Here is a 15,416-nt window from a genome sequence, read left to right on the forward strand (position 1 = left end):
ATGATGTTCTGGACAACTATTGAAGTACTGGCCCGCTGGATGCTGGGCGGGATCTTTTTATATTCAAGTTTTCATAAGATTGCCGATCCGTCGCAGTTTGTCCGGATTATCGTCGGTTATGACCTTTTCCCTCCGGTGACGATCTATCCCCTCGCCGTGATCTGTCCGTTTTTTGAACTGCTCTGCGGAGCCGCTCTGATTCTCGGGGTGTATCCCCGTGGCGCCGTCCTGATCGTCAACGTCATGCTGTTTTTATTCATTGTTGCCATTTCCATCAACCTGGCCCGGGGCCACCAGTTCGACTGCGGCTGTTTTTCGTTCACGCACGATCCTGACTCATCCGCTCTCCAGTTGCTTTACCGGGATGTGTTTTACCTGGCGGCGGGGTTGTATGTTCTGTTCTTCCGGCTGCCCCGGAAATCGTTTCTGCACATCAACATCGGTTCGGATAAAAAAACATCGCCATAGGCGGAATGTCATAAAAGAGGTTGACAAGGCAAATAAACGATGCAATATTGAACTGACATGTCAGTTTTTTCTGAAAGACGCAAGCGTAGTTTTTCGGAAAATATATTAAATACAGTAAATTAAGGAGGCGGAGTATGCTTAATTTCGCGATGTCAAAACAGCAGGAAATGGTCAAGAAGGAGGTCGCAAAGCTGGTCAAGGCGCTTGTGACCGAAACCGCGCATGATATGGATGAAAGCGGCAGTATCCCGGCAGAGTCCATCCAGAAAGCCTGGGAACTGGGCTTTTCGGTCAACTCCGTCCCCGAAGCCTACGGCGGATTCGGTATGGCGGATTCCCCCCTGGAAAGCGCCCTGGTCCTGGAGGAACTGGCGTACGGCGACATGGCTTTCGCGGTCACGGCCACGGCTCCGTCTCTGTTTATCTCACCTCTGGTCAGAATGGGCACCGAAGCCCAGAAAAAGAAATACCTGCCCAAGGTCTGCAAGGAGGAGTTCTCTCCCTGTACGCTGGCGATCAACGAGCCGCGTTTCGCCTTTGACGTGGTCGACCTGAAGACCACTGCCGAGAAAAAGGGCGCCGCCTATGTCATCAACGGCCAGAAGTGCTTTGTTCCCCTGGCGGCCAAGTCTTCCCATATCATGGTGGCCGCGGCCGTGAACGGGAAAAACGAACTTTTTATCGTGGACGCGAAAAATCCGGGCATGAAGATCGGTGAACGGGAAAAGACTCTGGGCATGTACGCCCTGGAAATGTACCCGGTCTCTCTGGAAAACTGCGAAGTGCCGGCGGACGACAAGCTGGGCGGCGAAGAGGGCTGCAATTATGCCGCCCTGCTGCAGCGGGCCAGGGCGGCCATGGCGGCCATGGCTACCGGCGTGGCCAACGCCTCTTATGAGTTTGCCCGGGAATATGCCAAGACCCGCGAGCAGTTCGGTGAGCCGATTGCCTACCGGCAGTCCGTGGCCTTCATGCTGGCGGAAATGGCTTATGAAGTGGATTCCATGCGCCTGATGGCCTGGAAGGCGGCCTCAAAACTGGAAGCCGGCAAGGACGCCACCCGGGAAGCCTATCTGGCCAAGCTGTATGCCGGTGAGATGGCCATGAAGATCGCCGATTACGGCGTGCAGATCATGGGCGGTCACGGCTATATCCGGGAATACCCGGTGGAACGGTATTACCGTAATGCCCGGAGCTTCAGCACCGTGGAAGCACTGTCATCCATGTAACGGTTCGGCGTGAAAGGCCGTTGCCGGTATGGCGTGAAAAAATAATGACGATGAAAGATATAAGGAGAGACCAATGTTAGATCTTGAATTCTCGGAAAAACTTGAGCGAGTAGCGACCAGCATGAAGGGGTTTGCCATGGGTCTGCTGCGGCCCATTGCCAGAAAATACGATGAAGCCGAACACGAGTATCCCAAGGAACTGGACGTGCTGCGAGGCATGGGCGGCGCCATGGGCGGCGGCAAAAAGAAAAAGAAGGAAGGCGAACCGGAGAAAAAAGACGCCTCCGATACCACCAGCAACATTTCCATTGTCGTGACCGTGGAGCAGATGTGCTACGGCGACGTGGGCCTGATGCTGACCATTCCCGGCCAGGGCCTGGGCAATGCCGCCATCGCGGCCGTGGCCACGCCGGAACAGATGGAAAAATACGGCGACAAGTGGGCGGCCATGGCCATCACCGAGCCCGCCTCCGGATCGGACTCCGGTTCCATCTGCACCACCGCTGAACTGGACGGAGACGAGTGGGTGTTAAACGGTGAAAAGATTTTCGTTACCTGCGCCGACCGCTGCGACGCCGTGGTCGTCTGGGCCACCGTGGACAAGGAAGCCGGCAAAAACGGCATCAAGTCCTTTATCGTGGAAAAAGGTACGCCCGGGTTCAAGCTGGAGCACCTGGAGCATAAGCTGGGCATCCGCGCTTCGGATACCGGCACCTTCGTGCTGAACAACTGCCGCATTCCCAAGGAGAACATCCTCGGCAGCGCCGAAGTCAAGAAGGGCACCGAGGGGTTCAAGGGCGTCATGAAAACCTTTGACAATACCCGGCCCATGGTGGCGGCCATGGCCAACGGCGTGGCCGGCGCGGCCATTGATTTCACCAGGGAAAAACTGACGGAAGCCGGCTGCAAGCTCGATTATCAGAAAAACCCGAACAATGTCAGCAGCCTCGAAAGAGAACTCTACTGGATGGAAGCCAACCTCGAGGCCATGCGGCTCCTGACCCTGCGGGCGGCCTGGATGGCGGACAACAAGATGTTCAATAACCTGGAAGCCTCCATGTCCAAGGCCAAATCCGGCCGCTACGGCACGCTGATTACGCAGAAGTGCTGCGACCTGCTCGGTCCCCTGGGATTTTCCCGGGAACACCTGGCTGAAAAATGGATGCGCGACAGCAAGATCCTGGATATTTTTGAAGGTACCGGTCAGATTCAGCACCTGATTGTGGCCAGAAACATCTTGAATTTGTCCAGAAAAGAACTTAAATAGCAGATGCCGGGTTCATTCTTGAAGATGCGACAAGGCCATAATGTGAATACTTTGATGAAGGAGGTTGGTTGATGAAACTGGATGATATTAAGAAGGTAGCGGTTGTCGGTTCCGGCGCCATGGGCAACGGCATTGCCCAGGTATGCGCCATGGCCGGGATCAAGGTCACCATGGTGGATATTAAACAGGAGTTTGTCGATAGAGGCATGGCCACCATCAACAAAAGCCTGGATTTCCTGGTCGGCAAAGGGAAACTCACCGCCGAGGCCAAGGCCGGCGTGCTGGGCAACCTGAGCACATCCTTGAGCAACGCCGAAGCGGTCAAGGACGTTCAGGCGGTTATCGAAGCGGTACCGGAAATCATGGACCTGAAGAAAAAGGTCTTTGCGGAAATATCGGCGGCCGCGCCGGCGGAAGCCCTGCTGGCTTCCAATACCTCCACCATGAGCATCACCGAAATCGCCACGGCGGTAAGTCATCCGGAACGGTTCATCGGTATGCATTTCTTCAACCCGGTTCCGGCCATGAAGGGCGTGGAGATCATTTACGGCCAGAAAACAGCCGACGCCAACGTGGACCTGCTCTGTGAGCTGACCAAAAAGATAAAAAAGATTCCCATCAAGGTGCTCAAGGACGCTCCGGGATTCATCGTCAACCGTATCGGCGCGCCCAACCAGGCCCTGATCAGCGCTATCCTGGATGAGGGCAAGATCAAGCCGGACAGCATCGACACCGTCATGAAATCCACCGGCATGCCCATGGGCCCATTTGAGCTGGCGGACTATGTCGGTATCGACGTTTTCTATCATACCCTCAAATATTATTCCGAGACCCTTTCACCGGAGTTCAAACCCGGCAAGACTCTGCAGGGACTGCTGGACAGCGGCAAGCTCGGCATGAAGAGCGGTCAGGGGATTTATACCTGGGAAGGCGGCAAGGCCAAAATCAGCGACGCCGAGCGCTGTCAGGAAATCGGCCCCATGGATTTTCTGGCCATTCAGATCAATGAAGCGGTGCGGGTGTTTAAAGAGAAAATCGCGGGTTCCGTGGAGGATATCGATCAGGGCATGGTTCACTGCATGCGGGCCTTTGCCGGTCCCTTTGCCCTGGGCGCGGGACTGGATCCCAAACAGCTGAGCGACGCGCTCAACAAACTGCACCAGAGATTCGGCCTGGCCATTTATAAGCCGGAACCGGAAATCGTCGACGGTTCTTATAAAAATCTGGGCAAGTAGCCATTTTATTGGAAAATGCTCCGTGGATCGACCAGACGGGGGGACGACATGATGTCGTTCCCCCGTTTTTTTTCGGGGCGGCTTTACGGTCCATGCGGACAGGTTTGAGCCGGTTTCCCCCGGTCCGTGTTCTCAACGGAAAGGGATGGCCAAACCATCAAATTGTATTGACATGGTATTAATATGGATATAGAGTATTTTTTTTGGTGCGCAATACGGTTTTGTTTATCGTAACCAATTGAAATATAAAGAAATTTAGTTATGGAAGGGGTTTTGATATATAAAGGCTATTATTTGGCTGGCCGATCCACGGCGGGGACAGACTCTTGCCGGGGACAGGCAGCCGGGAAAAAGAACTAATCTTACTAAGGAGGTAAGCTGTGGGTTTTGAAATCACAAAACAAGCTTATGCCGGCAGCATCAAGGAAATTGCCATTGGAAAAGGCAAAACTGCCGTGAAAGTCGGCGGAGAGACGACCTCACCTTTCTACCTGTTTGAAGGGGAAATGCCGAACAAGCCCAAGGTGGCCATGGAACTCTGGGACATGAAGCCCGAGGACTGGCCGGCCTGGGCCGTGGCGCCGTTCAAGGATGTTCTTTCCGATCCGGCCGCCTGGGCCAAGAAGTGCGTTGAGTTCGGCGCCGACATGGTCGTGCTCCAGCTCAAAAGTATTGATCCCAACGGCAAGAACGCCAGTGCCGCCGACGCGGTGGCCGTGGTGAAGAAAGTGACCGGGGCGGTTAAGGTGCCGGTTATCGTCTGGGGCAGCGCCAACGCGGAAAAGGACGAGGAAGTCTTCAAGAAGATCGCCGAAGAGTGCCAGAACGTTCAGTTGACCCTGGGACCGGTGGAAGAGAAGAACCACAAGGGCATAGGCGCCGCCGCCATGGGTTACGGCCATGCCGTCATCTCTTCCTCTCCCATCGACGTCAACCTGGCCAAGCAGATCAACATCCTGCTGGAAAACCTGGGCATGCCCACGGACCGGATCGTCATCGATCCGACCACCGGCGGTCTGGGCTACGGCATGGAATACACCTATTCAGTAATGGAGCGCCTGCGCATGGCGGCCATGGGCCAGGGCGACGACAAGCTCCAGTACCCCATCATCAACAACCTGGGCAACGAAGTCTGGCGCTGCAAGGAAGCCAAACAAGGCGTGGATGAGGCCCCGGCCCTGGGTGATCCGGAAAAACGGGCCGTCCTGATGGAAGCCGTCGGCGCCGTCACTTACCTGATGGCCGGCAGCAACATTCTGATTATGCGTCATCCGGAAGCGGTCCGCATGGTCAAGGCCTTCATCGATAAACTGGCTGACGGCGGCTCCCTCAAGGACGTGGCCGGTATCAAGCAGCTTCTGGCACCGGCCAAGATCGACTACGCCGCTCTGGCCCCCAAGCCCGATCTGACGATTGAAGAGGAAAAGAAAGTCGAGGCCAAGAAAGCGGCTCCGGCGGCCAAAAAAGCCGCTCCGGCTCCGGCAGCCAAGAAAGCGGCTCCGGCGCCTAAGGCCGCACCGGCCGCTCCGGCGGCGGCAGCTGCTCCGGCTGCTCCGGCAGCCCCGGCCGTAGATGCGGCCGCGGCCGCGGCCGAAGCCAAAGTCCGCGCGGAAATGGATGCCAAGGCCAGAGCCGAAGCCGACGCCAAGGCCAAAGTGGAAGCGGCCGCCAAGGCTAAGGCCGAAGCTGAAGCCCAGAAAAAAGCCGCGGCCGAAGCTGAGAAAAAGGCCGAAGCCGAAGCCCGGGCCAAGCGTGATGAAGAGGAGAACGTTCTGCGCCTGAAACGGGCCGAAGAGCGCGAGAAACTGGCTGCGGCAAGGAAGCCGACGAGCCAGGCGCTTTACACATTTACCGCCGCCGCCGAGCAGATGACCGATCTGGACAGAATTGTTGCCAGATTAAACAAGCTGCACAGACGGGGATAATCGTATCCGAAGATAATGACACATCGGTGGCTATCGCCGAAGATATAAAAAATATTATTAAAATATATTAAATATGAGGAGGAACCTCTAATGGCAGACGAAGAAAAAAAAGCTACGGTAGCTAAAGTTGAAAAAGCGCCGAAGGTAGCCGATCCTGTCAAGGTTTCGATCGAGCCCGCGACTCAGGAGATGCTCGCCCGGGCCCAGAAACTGGGGATTGAAACCGTATTTGACAGAGCCGAAACCATGAAGGCCTGCGCCATCGGCGAGCAGGGCACCTGCTGCAAGAACTGCGGCATGGGACCCTGCCGGCTTCCGCTTCCCAAGGATGGCATTCAGGGAGAAGACACCAGAAAAGGCCTGTGCGGAGCGACCGCCAATACCATCGCGGCCCGCAACTTCGCCAGAATGGTGGCGGCCGGCACCTCCGCCCATTCCGATCACGGCCGCAGCGTGGCCGAGGTCTTCCTTTCCGTGGCCCGGAAAGAGACCCATGACTACACCATCAAAGATGTCAGCCGCATGCTCCAGATCGCTCCCTGGTTTAACGTGGCCACCACGGTCGAGGTGGACGGCAAGACTCAGGACAGAAACGTTGATGAAATCGCTCTGGAACTGGCTGAAAAAATTCTGGCCGAGTGGGGCAAGCCCGAAGGCGAACTGGCCTACCTGAAACGGGCGCCCAAGCCGCTTTATGAAAAATGGAAAAAGATGGGCGTGCTTCCCCGGAATATCGACCGGGAAGTCGTCGAGGTCATGCACCGCACCCACATGGGCGTGGATCAGGACTACAAGAATATCGTCAAGCAGTGCACCCGGACGTCCCTGGCCGACGGCTGGGGCGGCTCCATGATGGCCACCGACCTGCAGGACATCATGTTCGGCGCGCCGACGCCCCTTCAGTCTGAAGCCAACCTCGGCATCATGAAGGAAGACCACGTGAACATCATCGTTCACGGCCATGAACCGGTCCTGTCCGAGATGATCGTGGCCGCGGCCCAGTCCAAAGAGATGCTCGACTACGCCAAGAAAAACGGAGCCAACGGCATCCAGCTCGGCGGCATCTGCTGTACGGCCAACGAGATTCTGCAGCGCCACGGCATTCCCACGGCAGGCAACTTCCTGCAGCAGGAACTGGCCATCGTGACCGGCGCCTGCGACGCCATGGTGGTGGATATCCAGTGCGTGTTCCAGAACCTGGCCAACGTGGCCAAGTGCTTCCACACCAAGCTGATTACCACCCATCCCATCGCCAAGATGGAACAGGATAACGTCATCCATATTGAATTCAGTGAACATCATGCCATGGACGACGCCGTGAAAATCGTCAGGATGGCCTGTGAAAACTTTAAGAATCGTAAAGCCGAAGTCGTCATTCCCCGGCACAAGGCCGTTCAGATCGCCGGTTTCGGCGTCGAGTCCATTGAATACCACCTGGGCGGTTCCTTCCGCGGCACCTACTATACCCTGAACGACAACATCATTAATGGTCGTATCCGGGGTCTGGCGGGCGTGGTCGGCTGCAACAACGCCCGGGTTAAGCACAACGAAAACCACATCACGATCGTCAAAGAGCTGATCAAGAATGACGTTCTGGTCCTAACCACCGGCTGCTCGGCCATTACCTGCGCCATGCACGGACTGCTGACGCCGGAAACGGCGGCTGTGTACTGCGGTCCCGGTCTGGCCGAAGTCTGCGAAACCGTCGGTATCCCCCCGGTCCTTCACCTGGGCTCCTGCGTTGACAACACCCGCATTCTGCTGGCGGCCACCGAGGTGATTAAAGCCGGCGGACTGGGAAAAGATCTTTGTGATATTCCCGCGGCCGGTTCCGCGCCCGAGTGGATGAGCGAGAAGGCCATCGCCATCGGTCATTATTTTGTCTCTTCAGGCGTGTATACCGTTTTCGGCAACCATCTCCCCCTGGACGGCGCACCGGTATTCCAGGACTACCTGTACAAGGAAATGGAAAAGATATATGGCGGCAAATGGGATTGCGAGCCGGATCCGGTCAAACACGCGCAGAAGATGATCGCCCATATCGACAAGAAGCGGAAAGCCCTGGGCATCGACAAGGCCAGGGAACGCGTTCTCATGGATATGGCCGACCGCCAGGCACTGGATGCATAAGCGGATATTACTTTTCACATGATAAAAAGCCTCAACGAAGGAGGACAATATGTCTAAGTTAGTTGCCTTTGCCGCCATTCAGGGCGGTTATAAAGTGGTATCCCAGGTGGAAGGCGAGCTGGTCAACGCGCTGGAATCCATGAACGCGGATACCAAAGTGGAGTTCCCCAATACCGGGTATTTTCTGCCGGTCATCTATTCCCTGACCGGCATGAAGGTCAAGACGCTGGAAGACATGAAGGCGCCCATGGCTTTTGCCCGCAAGCTGCTGCCCCCTCATATCAAGGGCAAAAACCATCTGCCCTACCTGGGGCCGTTGCTGGATGCCGGCATGGCGTCCATCCTGGCCTATGAAATCAAGGAAGCCCTGCGTATCGTCCGGCAGCCGGACTTTTACTTTCCCCAGGAAGACCCGGACCTGGAAAACGGCAAGAAGTGGGTCGGCCCGGCCGATGATATTATTTTGAGAAAACGCGGTGTCGAATTCGTCGATGGTTCGGCCCCCGGCTTTGCCGCCATGGTCGGCGCGGCGCCCAATCCCGAGATTGCCAAGATGATCGTGGAAGATTATCAGAAGCGCAACCTTTACATCTTCTGCGCCGCCAATCACAACGGCACCACCCTCATCGATCAGCTCATCGAGGCCGGTGTCCAGGTCGGCTGGAACACCCGTATCGTTCCCTTCGGCCCGGATATTTCGTCGGCCGTCTTCGCCCTGGGCTTCGCCAACCGGGCCGCCATGGCCTTCGGCGGCGTCCAGCCCGGCGATTACAAGAAAATATTGATGTACAACAAGGATCGCGTTTTCGCCTTTGTCAACGCCCTGGGCGATATCGGAACCGAGTGGGCCTGCGCGGCCGCCGGCTGCGTTAACTGGGGTTTCCCCACCCTGGCCGACACCGACGTTCCCGAGATCCTGCCCACGGGTATCTGCACCTACGAGCACGTGGTGGCCAACGTCAAGCATGACGAGATGGTCCAGCGTTCGGTGGAAGTCCGCGGCCTCAAGGTCACGGTTTCCCAGATCGACATCCCCTGCTCCTTCGGTCCGGCCTACGAGGGCGAGCGCATCCGCGGCAAGGACCTGCATTCCCAGATGGGCGGCGGCAAGACCCAGTGCACCGAACTGGTCAAGTCGGCCGACATGAAGGAGATCGAAGACGGCAAGGTGACCGTGGTGGGCAAGGACATTCCCGATCTCAAGGAAGGCGACGTTCTGCCCCTGGGCATTTATGTCCAGATCGCCGGCCGCGAATTCCAGGAAGATTTCGAGCCGATCCTGGAACGGCAGATTCACCACCTGGTCAACTATATCCAGGGCATCATGCATGTCGGCCAGCGCGATATCTCCTGGGTGCGCGTCGGCAAGGGCGCGGTTGAAAAAGGGTTTACCTTGAAAGATATCGGCGTGGTTCTGCATGCCAAAATGCATCAGGACTTCGGCAAGATTCTGGACAAGGTCCAGGTCACCCTGTTCACCAATAAAGACGACGTGGACAAGCTGACCGCCAAGGCCCGGGCCGAGTACAAGAAGAGAGATGAGCGCGTCGACAAGATGACCGACGAAGACGTGGAGACCTACTATTCCTGCACTCTCTGTCAGTCCTTCGCGCCCAACCATGTCTGCTCCATCAGCCCGGAGCGGACCGGCCTGTGCGGCGCTTATAACTGGATGGACTGCAAGGCGTCCTTTGAGATCAACCCCACCGGACCCAACCAGCCCATCGTCAAGGGTGAGTGCATCGATCCGAAGCTGGGTCAGTGGAAGGGCGTCAACGAGTTTGTCTTCAAGGCCTCCCGCGGCGCGGTAACCCATTACAACTTCTACTCCATGGTTCATGATCCCATGACGACCTGCGGTTGCTGCGAATGTATCGCGGCCACGCTGCCGGGTTTGAACGGCGTCATGACGGTCGGCCGGGATTACACCGGCGACACCCCCTGCGGCATGAAGTTCACCACCCTGGCGGGCGTCATGGGCGGCGGCGCGGTCTCCCCGGGCTTCGTGGGCCATTCCAAGTACAACATCACCCAGGGCAAATTCCTCAAGGGTGACGGCGGACTGCTGCGCATGGTCTGGATGCCCAAGATGCTCAAGGAAGAACTCAAGGATCGCATCGACGCCAGAGCCAAACTGCTGGGCGTTCCGGATCTGTATGATAAGATCGCCGACGAAACCGTCGGGGTTACGGAAGAAGAGATCCGGCCGTTCCTGGAGGAAAAGGGCCATCCGGCGCTTTCCATGGAACCCCTCATGTAATGTTGCGATGACCGGGACCGGGGCAACCCCCCGGTCCCTTTATCGCGGCTTGGGGTGTGACACGATTAAATAACGTTTTGGATTTTAATATAAGGAAAGAAGGAGAGAGAAATGGGTTTAACCGGAATTCAGATATTCAAACTCCTGCCGCAGACCAACTGCAAGGAGTGCGGTGCTCCCACCTGCCTGGCCTTTGCCATGAACCTGGCGGCCGGCAAGGCGGAGCTTGACAGCTGCCCGTACGTTTCCGACGAGGCCAAGGAAAAGCTGGCCGAGGCCTCCGCGCCTCCCATCCGCCCCGTCAAGCTGGGCAAGGGCGTCCGCGCCCGGGTTACCGGCGGAGAAACGGTCCTGTGCCGCCATGAGAAAACATTTTACAACCCCACCATCCTGGCGGCCATGGTCGACGGCAAGATCAGCAAGAAGGATCTGGAAGCCAAGCTGAAAGCCTGGAACGCCATCCAGTATGAGCGCGTCGGTCTGAACCTGCGGCCGGAGATGGTGGCCGTGAAAGACACCGGCGACGCCAAGGCCTTTGCCGCCACCGCCAAGGTCGTGGCCGAGACTTCGGAATTCAACGTCATCCTGATGACCGAAGATCCCGCCGCCATGAAAGCCGGAGTTGAGGCCTGCGGCTTCAAGCGTCCCCTCCTGTTCGGGGCGACCAAGGCCAATATCGACGATATGTGCAAGATCGCCAAGGAAGCCGATCTGCCCCTGGGCGTCAAGGCCGGTTCCGTGGCCGACCTGATTCCCCTGACGGACAAACTGACCGCCGCCGGCCTCAAGGACATCGTCCTGGATTCGGGCGCCCGGGAAGTCAAACAGGCCCTGGAAGACCAGGTGGCCATCCGGCGCGCGGCCCTCAAGGCGCAGAACCGGTCCCTGGGTTTTCCCACCATTACTTTCCCCTGTGAAATGGCCGGCAATGTTGATGTGGAAGCCATGATCGCCGCCATGTTCGTGGCCAAGTACGGCGGCATCGTGGTCATGTCCGATTTCGCCGGTGAAACGGTCTTCCCGCTGCTGCTGGAACGCCTCAACATCTTTACCGATCCTCAGCGGCCCATGACCGTTACCGAGGGCATTTACGAGATCAACAACCCCGGCGAGAACTCACCGATCCTGGTGACCACCAACTTTGCCCTGACCTACTTCATCGTTTCCGGTGAAATTGAAAACAGCAAGGTGCCGTCATGGCTGCTGATCAAGGATTCCGAAGGTCTGTCCGTCATGACCGCCTGGGCGGCCGGAAAGTTCGCCGGTGACGACGTGGGCGCCTTCGTGAAAAAGTCCGGTATCATGGACAAGGCCAAGACCAGGGAGTTGATCATCCCCGGTTACGCCGCCGCCATCGCCGGCGAGGTCGAGGAAGAGCTGGCCGGCTGGACCATTACCGTCGGTCCCCGGGAAGCGTCGCTGATTCCCGCCTTCCTGAAAGAAAAAGCAAAGAAGTAGAATGTATGGAATAGAATTGTCCGGGTAAGGAAGGGCTCATTAAATCCCTCCTTCCCGGACATCTTTATTAACCCCGGCAGCAAGCATAAGGAAAATTGATATGATACTTATTGGTGAAAGTTTAAACGTCATCTCCAAGAAGATCGGCAAGGCGTTCAAAGAGCGCGATCCCAAGCCGATCCAGGAAGAGGCCCTGGACCAGAAAGCCAAGGGCATGGATTACATCGACATTAACCTGGGGCCGGCCAAAAAGGACGGCATCGAGCTGATGCCCTGGGTCATCCAGACGGTGCAGGCAGTGGTGGATCTGCCCCTGGCCCTGGATACCTCCAACATCGACGCCATCGAAGCCGGCCTGAAAGTGTATCAGCCGACCTCCCAGCCGCCCCTGGTCAACTCCATCATGGTTCGGCCGGAACGTTACAACCGCATGGTGCCGCTGGCGGCCGAACACAATGCCGATTTCATCGCCCTGATGTGGGGTCCGGAAGGCCTGCCCCGGGACGAGAACGAGCGCGCCGCTCTGGCCGTGGAATTGATGACCGTGGCCAACGAAGCCGGCATCGGCAACGAGCGCATGTGGTTTGACGGCATCGTCACCCCGGTCAACGTTCAGCAGGACCAGGTGATGAGCCTGCTCAATTTCCAGATGATGATCGGCGACATCGCCCCGGGCTGCAAAAGCACCTGCGGTCTGTCCAACATTTCCAACGGCCCACCCTCCCACCTGCGGCCCATCCTGAACCAGACCTACATGATCATGCTGGAACGCTACGGCATGTACTCGGTCATTTCCGATCCTCTGGACACGAAACTGACCGACATTGCCAAGGGCAACCGTCAGGACATCAAGGACGTGGTTCTGGCCGTCATGGACGGGACCGAACCGGACGCGCCGACCAAGGAACTTCAGGACTACGTCAAGACCGCCAAGGTCATTCTGGGCCACACCCTTTATTCCGATTCCTGGCTCGAAATTTAACGGCGATCTATGTTTTACCGCAAAAGCCTTTTCCCGGTCATCATCCTGATGTGTCGGGGAAAGGCTTTTTGTTTAAGTTTTAAGTATTAAGTTTTAAGTATTAAGTTTTAAGTATTAAGTGTTAAGTTTTAAGTGTTAGGTTTGGAGGGCGGTTAATGTGGTTCCGGACTGTCAAACCTTCATGTCCGAATATTATAAATCTTGTTCCTTGAAATCCGAACCTCAAACCTGAAACTTAATACTTAAGGGCACCTCTAAAAATTGCCTTTTGGCTCGATGTCGGCGTTGCGCTCAAATTTTAATCCTCGAAATACTTCAATGTATTCATCCGGTTAAAATTTTCGCACGCCTTGACCTCGAACTAAAATTCTAATTTTTAGAGATACCCTTAACCCTTAACCCTTAACACTTAAAACTTAACACTTAATACTTAAAACTTTTGTCCTAATTTTCTGAAAAATGCGGGAGCACAATATGACCGACAAAGCCTTTCAGGACTACTACCCCGAAGACGTCAGCTGGTGTTACGGCTGCGGCAGCCTCAACCCGCGGGGCCACCGGATCAAGAGCTACTGGGACGGTGAAGAAACGGTCTGCCGGTTCCAGCCTCAACCGTTTCACACCGCCATCCCCGGCTATGTCTATGGCGGGCTGATCGCCTCTCTCATCGACTGCCACAGCACCGGCACCGCCGCTGCCGTCGCCTACCGGGCAGAAGACCGGCCCATGGGAACGGAACCGGCCCTGCGGTTTGTCACCGCCTCGCTGCACGTGGACTTCCTCAAGCCCACGCCTCTGGGCCCGGTGCTTGAAATCCGGGGCCGGGTAAAAGAGATCAAAGGCAAAAAAGTCGTTGTGGAGACCACTCTCTCGGCCGAGGGCGTTGTCCGCGCCCGGGGAGAAGTGGTCGCCGTGCGGATGCCGCCATCCATGGCTCCGGCATCCCCGCCATAAACCGTCCGCTTTCGGGATGTCCAGGCCCAGTCTGGCTGTCGTCCCCTTATGTCGATCCGGTCCCCGGCATCCCGCAGGGGCGACCGCCGGTCGCCCGTCAAACCCCGGCGTTACAAATTTCATCTTCCCGCTTGCCTTCCGTCGGTATTTTTTCCAATATGTTATGGTAACGTCTCTGGGAGAGTCATCAAAACGGAGTTCCAGGGTGAATTAATAGAGACCGGGGTAACCAAGCCTGGCGCGGACCGCAACCGGCCCTCCAGGAGAAAGGGGAAAACGATGAATATCACCAGGGCGCATGTTCAACTGGCGGAGAAATTCATGTTCAAGGAGCACTGGCCGGATGTGTTGGTGCCCGAATCGTTGAAAACCCTGGTTGCCATGGCCTTTACCGAAGAAGAGGCGCAACTGGTTAACGCCCTGACCTTTTCGGCGGCCACCGCCGGAAGGATCGCCCGTCGCGTCAACCGGGACGTGGCCGAGGTCGCCCCCATGTTGGAATCCCTGGCCGAACGCCTGCTGATCACCAGTCTTAAGATCAAGGGCATCCAGACCTATACGTTCATGAATTTTGTGCCGGGGATCTTTGAAACCCAGATGATCCGGTCGAAAAACGAGGAGCAGGTCGCGGAGCGGCGGGAGTATTTTGCCAGGTTCGCCGCCCTTTTCGGGGAGTTCTACGCGGAATTGATGCCCTGGCTGGAGCAGCGCCTAAAAGACAGAAATATCCGCTTCATGCGGATCATTCCGGTGAACAAATCCCTGGAGGTGTCCGGCGGCGTGGTTCCCCTGCCCACCGACAGCTTCATGGAAACCATTGATCGCAACAACAGCTTCTGCCTGGTCGAGGCCTGCGCCTGCCGGCAGGAAAAGCGGCTGGTGGGCCAGGGGTGCGACAAGCCCCTGGATGTCTGCTCGGCCATGGGTTGGCTGGCGGATTTCTGCATTGAAAAAGGACTGGCCCGCCGGGTGTCAAAGCAGGAGTACATTGACGCCAAAATCCGGGCGGCCGAAGCGGGACTGGTCAACATGACCGATAATCTGGCCAACCCGCTGCAGGTGTGCTCCTGCTGTTCCTGCTGCTGCGGCGCCCTGAAAATGCTTAAAGACTACAACATCCCCACCATCATCACCGGCAGCCGTTTTGAAGCCGCGGTGGCCGCCGACCAGTGTGATGCCTGCGGCAAGTGCGCCCGGATATGCCCCATGGACGCCATCGGGTGGGAGAAGAAGTCCCCGCCGGTGACGATCAACTACGCCCGCTGCATCGGCTGCGGGCTGTGCGTCACCGCCTGCGACAAGAACAAGGCCATGTCCTTAAGGGAGAGAAAGACCTATGCTCCGCCCTCTAAAACGGTGCCGGACTATTACGCCGACCGGTATATGGAGGTAAAAGGCGGTAATATTCCGTTCGGCCCGAAACTGAAACTCGGCATCGGGCGCATCATCGGCCGGGTTTCCCCGTTTTCCGTCAGCGGGCCGGGCTATAAACCGCCGAAACCCTAGCG

Annotated in this window: 11 protein-coding genes; all 11 read left to right on the plus strand. The window is 57.0% G+C overall.

What is annotated here, in order from left to right; genetic code table 11:
- On the plus strand, positions 1-468 hold the full coding sequence (locus AB1724_02275; GenBank protein MEW6076619.1) for a MauE/DoxX family redox-associated membrane protein: 468 nt from the start codon (positions 1-3) through the stop codon (positions 466-468).
- Between the two features lie 134 nt (positions 469-602).
- On the plus strand, positions 603-1,697 hold the full coding sequence (locus AB1724_02280; protein MEW6076620.1) for an acyl-CoA dehydrogenase family protein: 1,095 nt from the start codon (positions 603-605) through the stop codon (positions 1,695-1,697).
- Positions 1,698-1,770: 73 nt separating this feature from the next.
- Positions 1,771-2,964 carry an acyl-CoA dehydrogenase family protein gene (locus AB1724_02285; GenBank protein MEW6076621.1) on the plus strand — a complete coding sequence of 398 codons (1,194 nt, stop codon included), beginning with the start codon at positions 1,771-1,773 and terminating at the stop codon, positions 2,962-2,964.
- Positions 2,965-3,035: 71 nt separating this feature from the next.
- Positions 3,036-4,199, plus strand: a complete 1,164-nt coding sequence (locus AB1724_02290) for a 3-hydroxyacyl-CoA dehydrogenase NAD-binding domain-containing protein (GenBank protein MEW6076622.1) — start codon at positions 3,036-3,038, stop codon at positions 4,197-4,199.
- 380 nt (positions 4,200-4,579) lie between these two features.
- A complete protein-coding gene (locus AB1724_02295) occupies positions 4,580-6,124 on the plus strand; it encodes an acetyl-CoA decarbonylase/synthase complex subunit delta (protein MEW6076623.1) in 1,545 nt (514 codons plus the stop codon).
- A 90-nt stretch (positions 6,125-6,214) separates the two neighbouring features.
- Complete coding sequence (cooS, locus tag AB1724_02300; GenBank protein MEW6076624.1) at positions 6,215-8,254, plus strand: anaerobic carbon-monoxide dehydrogenase catalytic subunit; 2,040 nt, start codon at positions 6,215-6,217, stop codon at positions 8,252-8,254.
- A 49-nt stretch (positions 8,255-8,303) separates the two neighbouring features.
- Complete coding sequence (gene acsB / locus AB1724_02305; protein ID MEW6076625.1) at positions 8,304-10,514, plus strand: acetyl-CoA decarbonylase/synthase complex subunit alpha/beta; 2,211 nt, start codon at positions 8,304-8,306, stop codon at positions 10,512-10,514.
- Between the two features lie 111 nt (positions 10,515-10,625).
- Positions 10,626-11,972 carry an acetyl-CoA decarbonylase/synthase complex subunit gamma gene (gene acsC, locus AB1724_02310; protein MEW6076626.1) on the plus strand — a complete coding sequence of 449 codons (1,347 nt, stop codon included), beginning with the start codon at positions 10,626-10,628 and terminating at the stop codon, positions 11,970-11,972.
- A 100-nt stretch (positions 11,973-12,072) separates the two neighbouring features.
- On the plus strand, positions 12,073-12,954 hold the full coding sequence (locus AB1724_02315) for a dihydropteroate synthase (protein MEW6076627.1): 882 nt from the start codon (positions 12,073-12,075) through the stop codon (positions 12,952-12,954).
- A gap of 474 nt (positions 12,955-13,428) precedes the next feature.
- Positions 13,429-13,908 (plus strand): PaaI family thioesterase, encoded by a 480-nt coding sequence (locus AB1724_02320; protein MEW6076628.1) that lies wholly within the window; start codon positions 13,429-13,431, stop codon positions 13,906-13,908.
- Positions 13,909-14,187: 279 nt separating this feature from the next.
- Positions 14,188-15,414 (plus strand): 4Fe-4S binding protein, encoded by a 1,227-nt coding sequence (locus AB1724_02325; protein MEW6076629.1) that lies wholly within the window; start codon positions 14,188-14,190, stop codon positions 15,412-15,414.
- Positions 15,415-15,416 lie beyond the last annotated feature (2 nt).

It is taken from the genome of Thermodesulfobacteriota bacterium (assembly GCA_040753795.1).
Taxonomy (GTDB): domain Bacteria; phylum Desulfobacterota; class Desulfobacteria; order Desulfobacterales; family Desulfosudaceae; genus JBFMDX01.

What these genes read in the sequence shown, in the direction of transcription:
- AB1724_02275 (MEW6076619.1), top strand. Translation starts at nt 1, where the DNA reads ATGATGTTCTGGACAACTATTGAAGTACTGGCCCGCTGGATGCTGGGC.
- cooS (MEW6076624.1), top strand. Translation starts at nt 6,215, where the DNA reads ATGGCAGACGAAGAAAAAAAAGCTACGGTAGCTAAAGTTGAAAAAGCG.
- acsB (MEW6076625.1), top strand. Translation starts at nt 8,304, where the DNA reads ATGTCTAAGTTAGTTGCCTTTGCCGCCATTCAGGGCGGTTATAAAGTG.
- AB1724_02280 (MEW6076620.1), top strand. Translation starts at nt 603, where the DNA reads ATGCTTAATTTCGCGATGTCAAAACAGCAGGAAATGGTCAAGAAGGAG.
- acsC (MEW6076626.1), top strand. Translation starts at nt 10,626, where the DNA reads ATGGGTTTAACCGGAATTCAGATATTCAAACTCCTGCCGCAGACCAAC.
- AB1724_02315 (MEW6076627.1), top strand. Translation starts at nt 12,073, where the DNA reads ATGATACTTATTGGTGAAAGTTTAAACGTCATCTCCAAGAAGATCGGC.
- AB1724_02285 (MEW6076621.1), top strand. Translation starts at nt 1,771, where the DNA reads ATGTTAGATCTTGAATTCTCGGAAAAACTTGAGCGAGTAGCGACCAGC.
- AB1724_02290 (MEW6076622.1), top strand. Translation starts at nt 3,036, where the DNA reads ATGAAACTGGATGATATTAAGAAGGTAGCGGTTGTCGGTTCCGGCGCC.
- AB1724_02325 (MEW6076629.1), top strand. Translation starts at nt 14,188, where the DNA reads ATGAATATCACCAGGGCGCATGTTCAACTGGCGGAGAAATTCATGTTC.
- AB1724_02320 (MEW6076628.1), top strand. Translation starts at nt 13,429, where the DNA reads ATGACCGACAAAGCCTTTCAGGACTACTACCCCGAAGACGTCAGCTGG.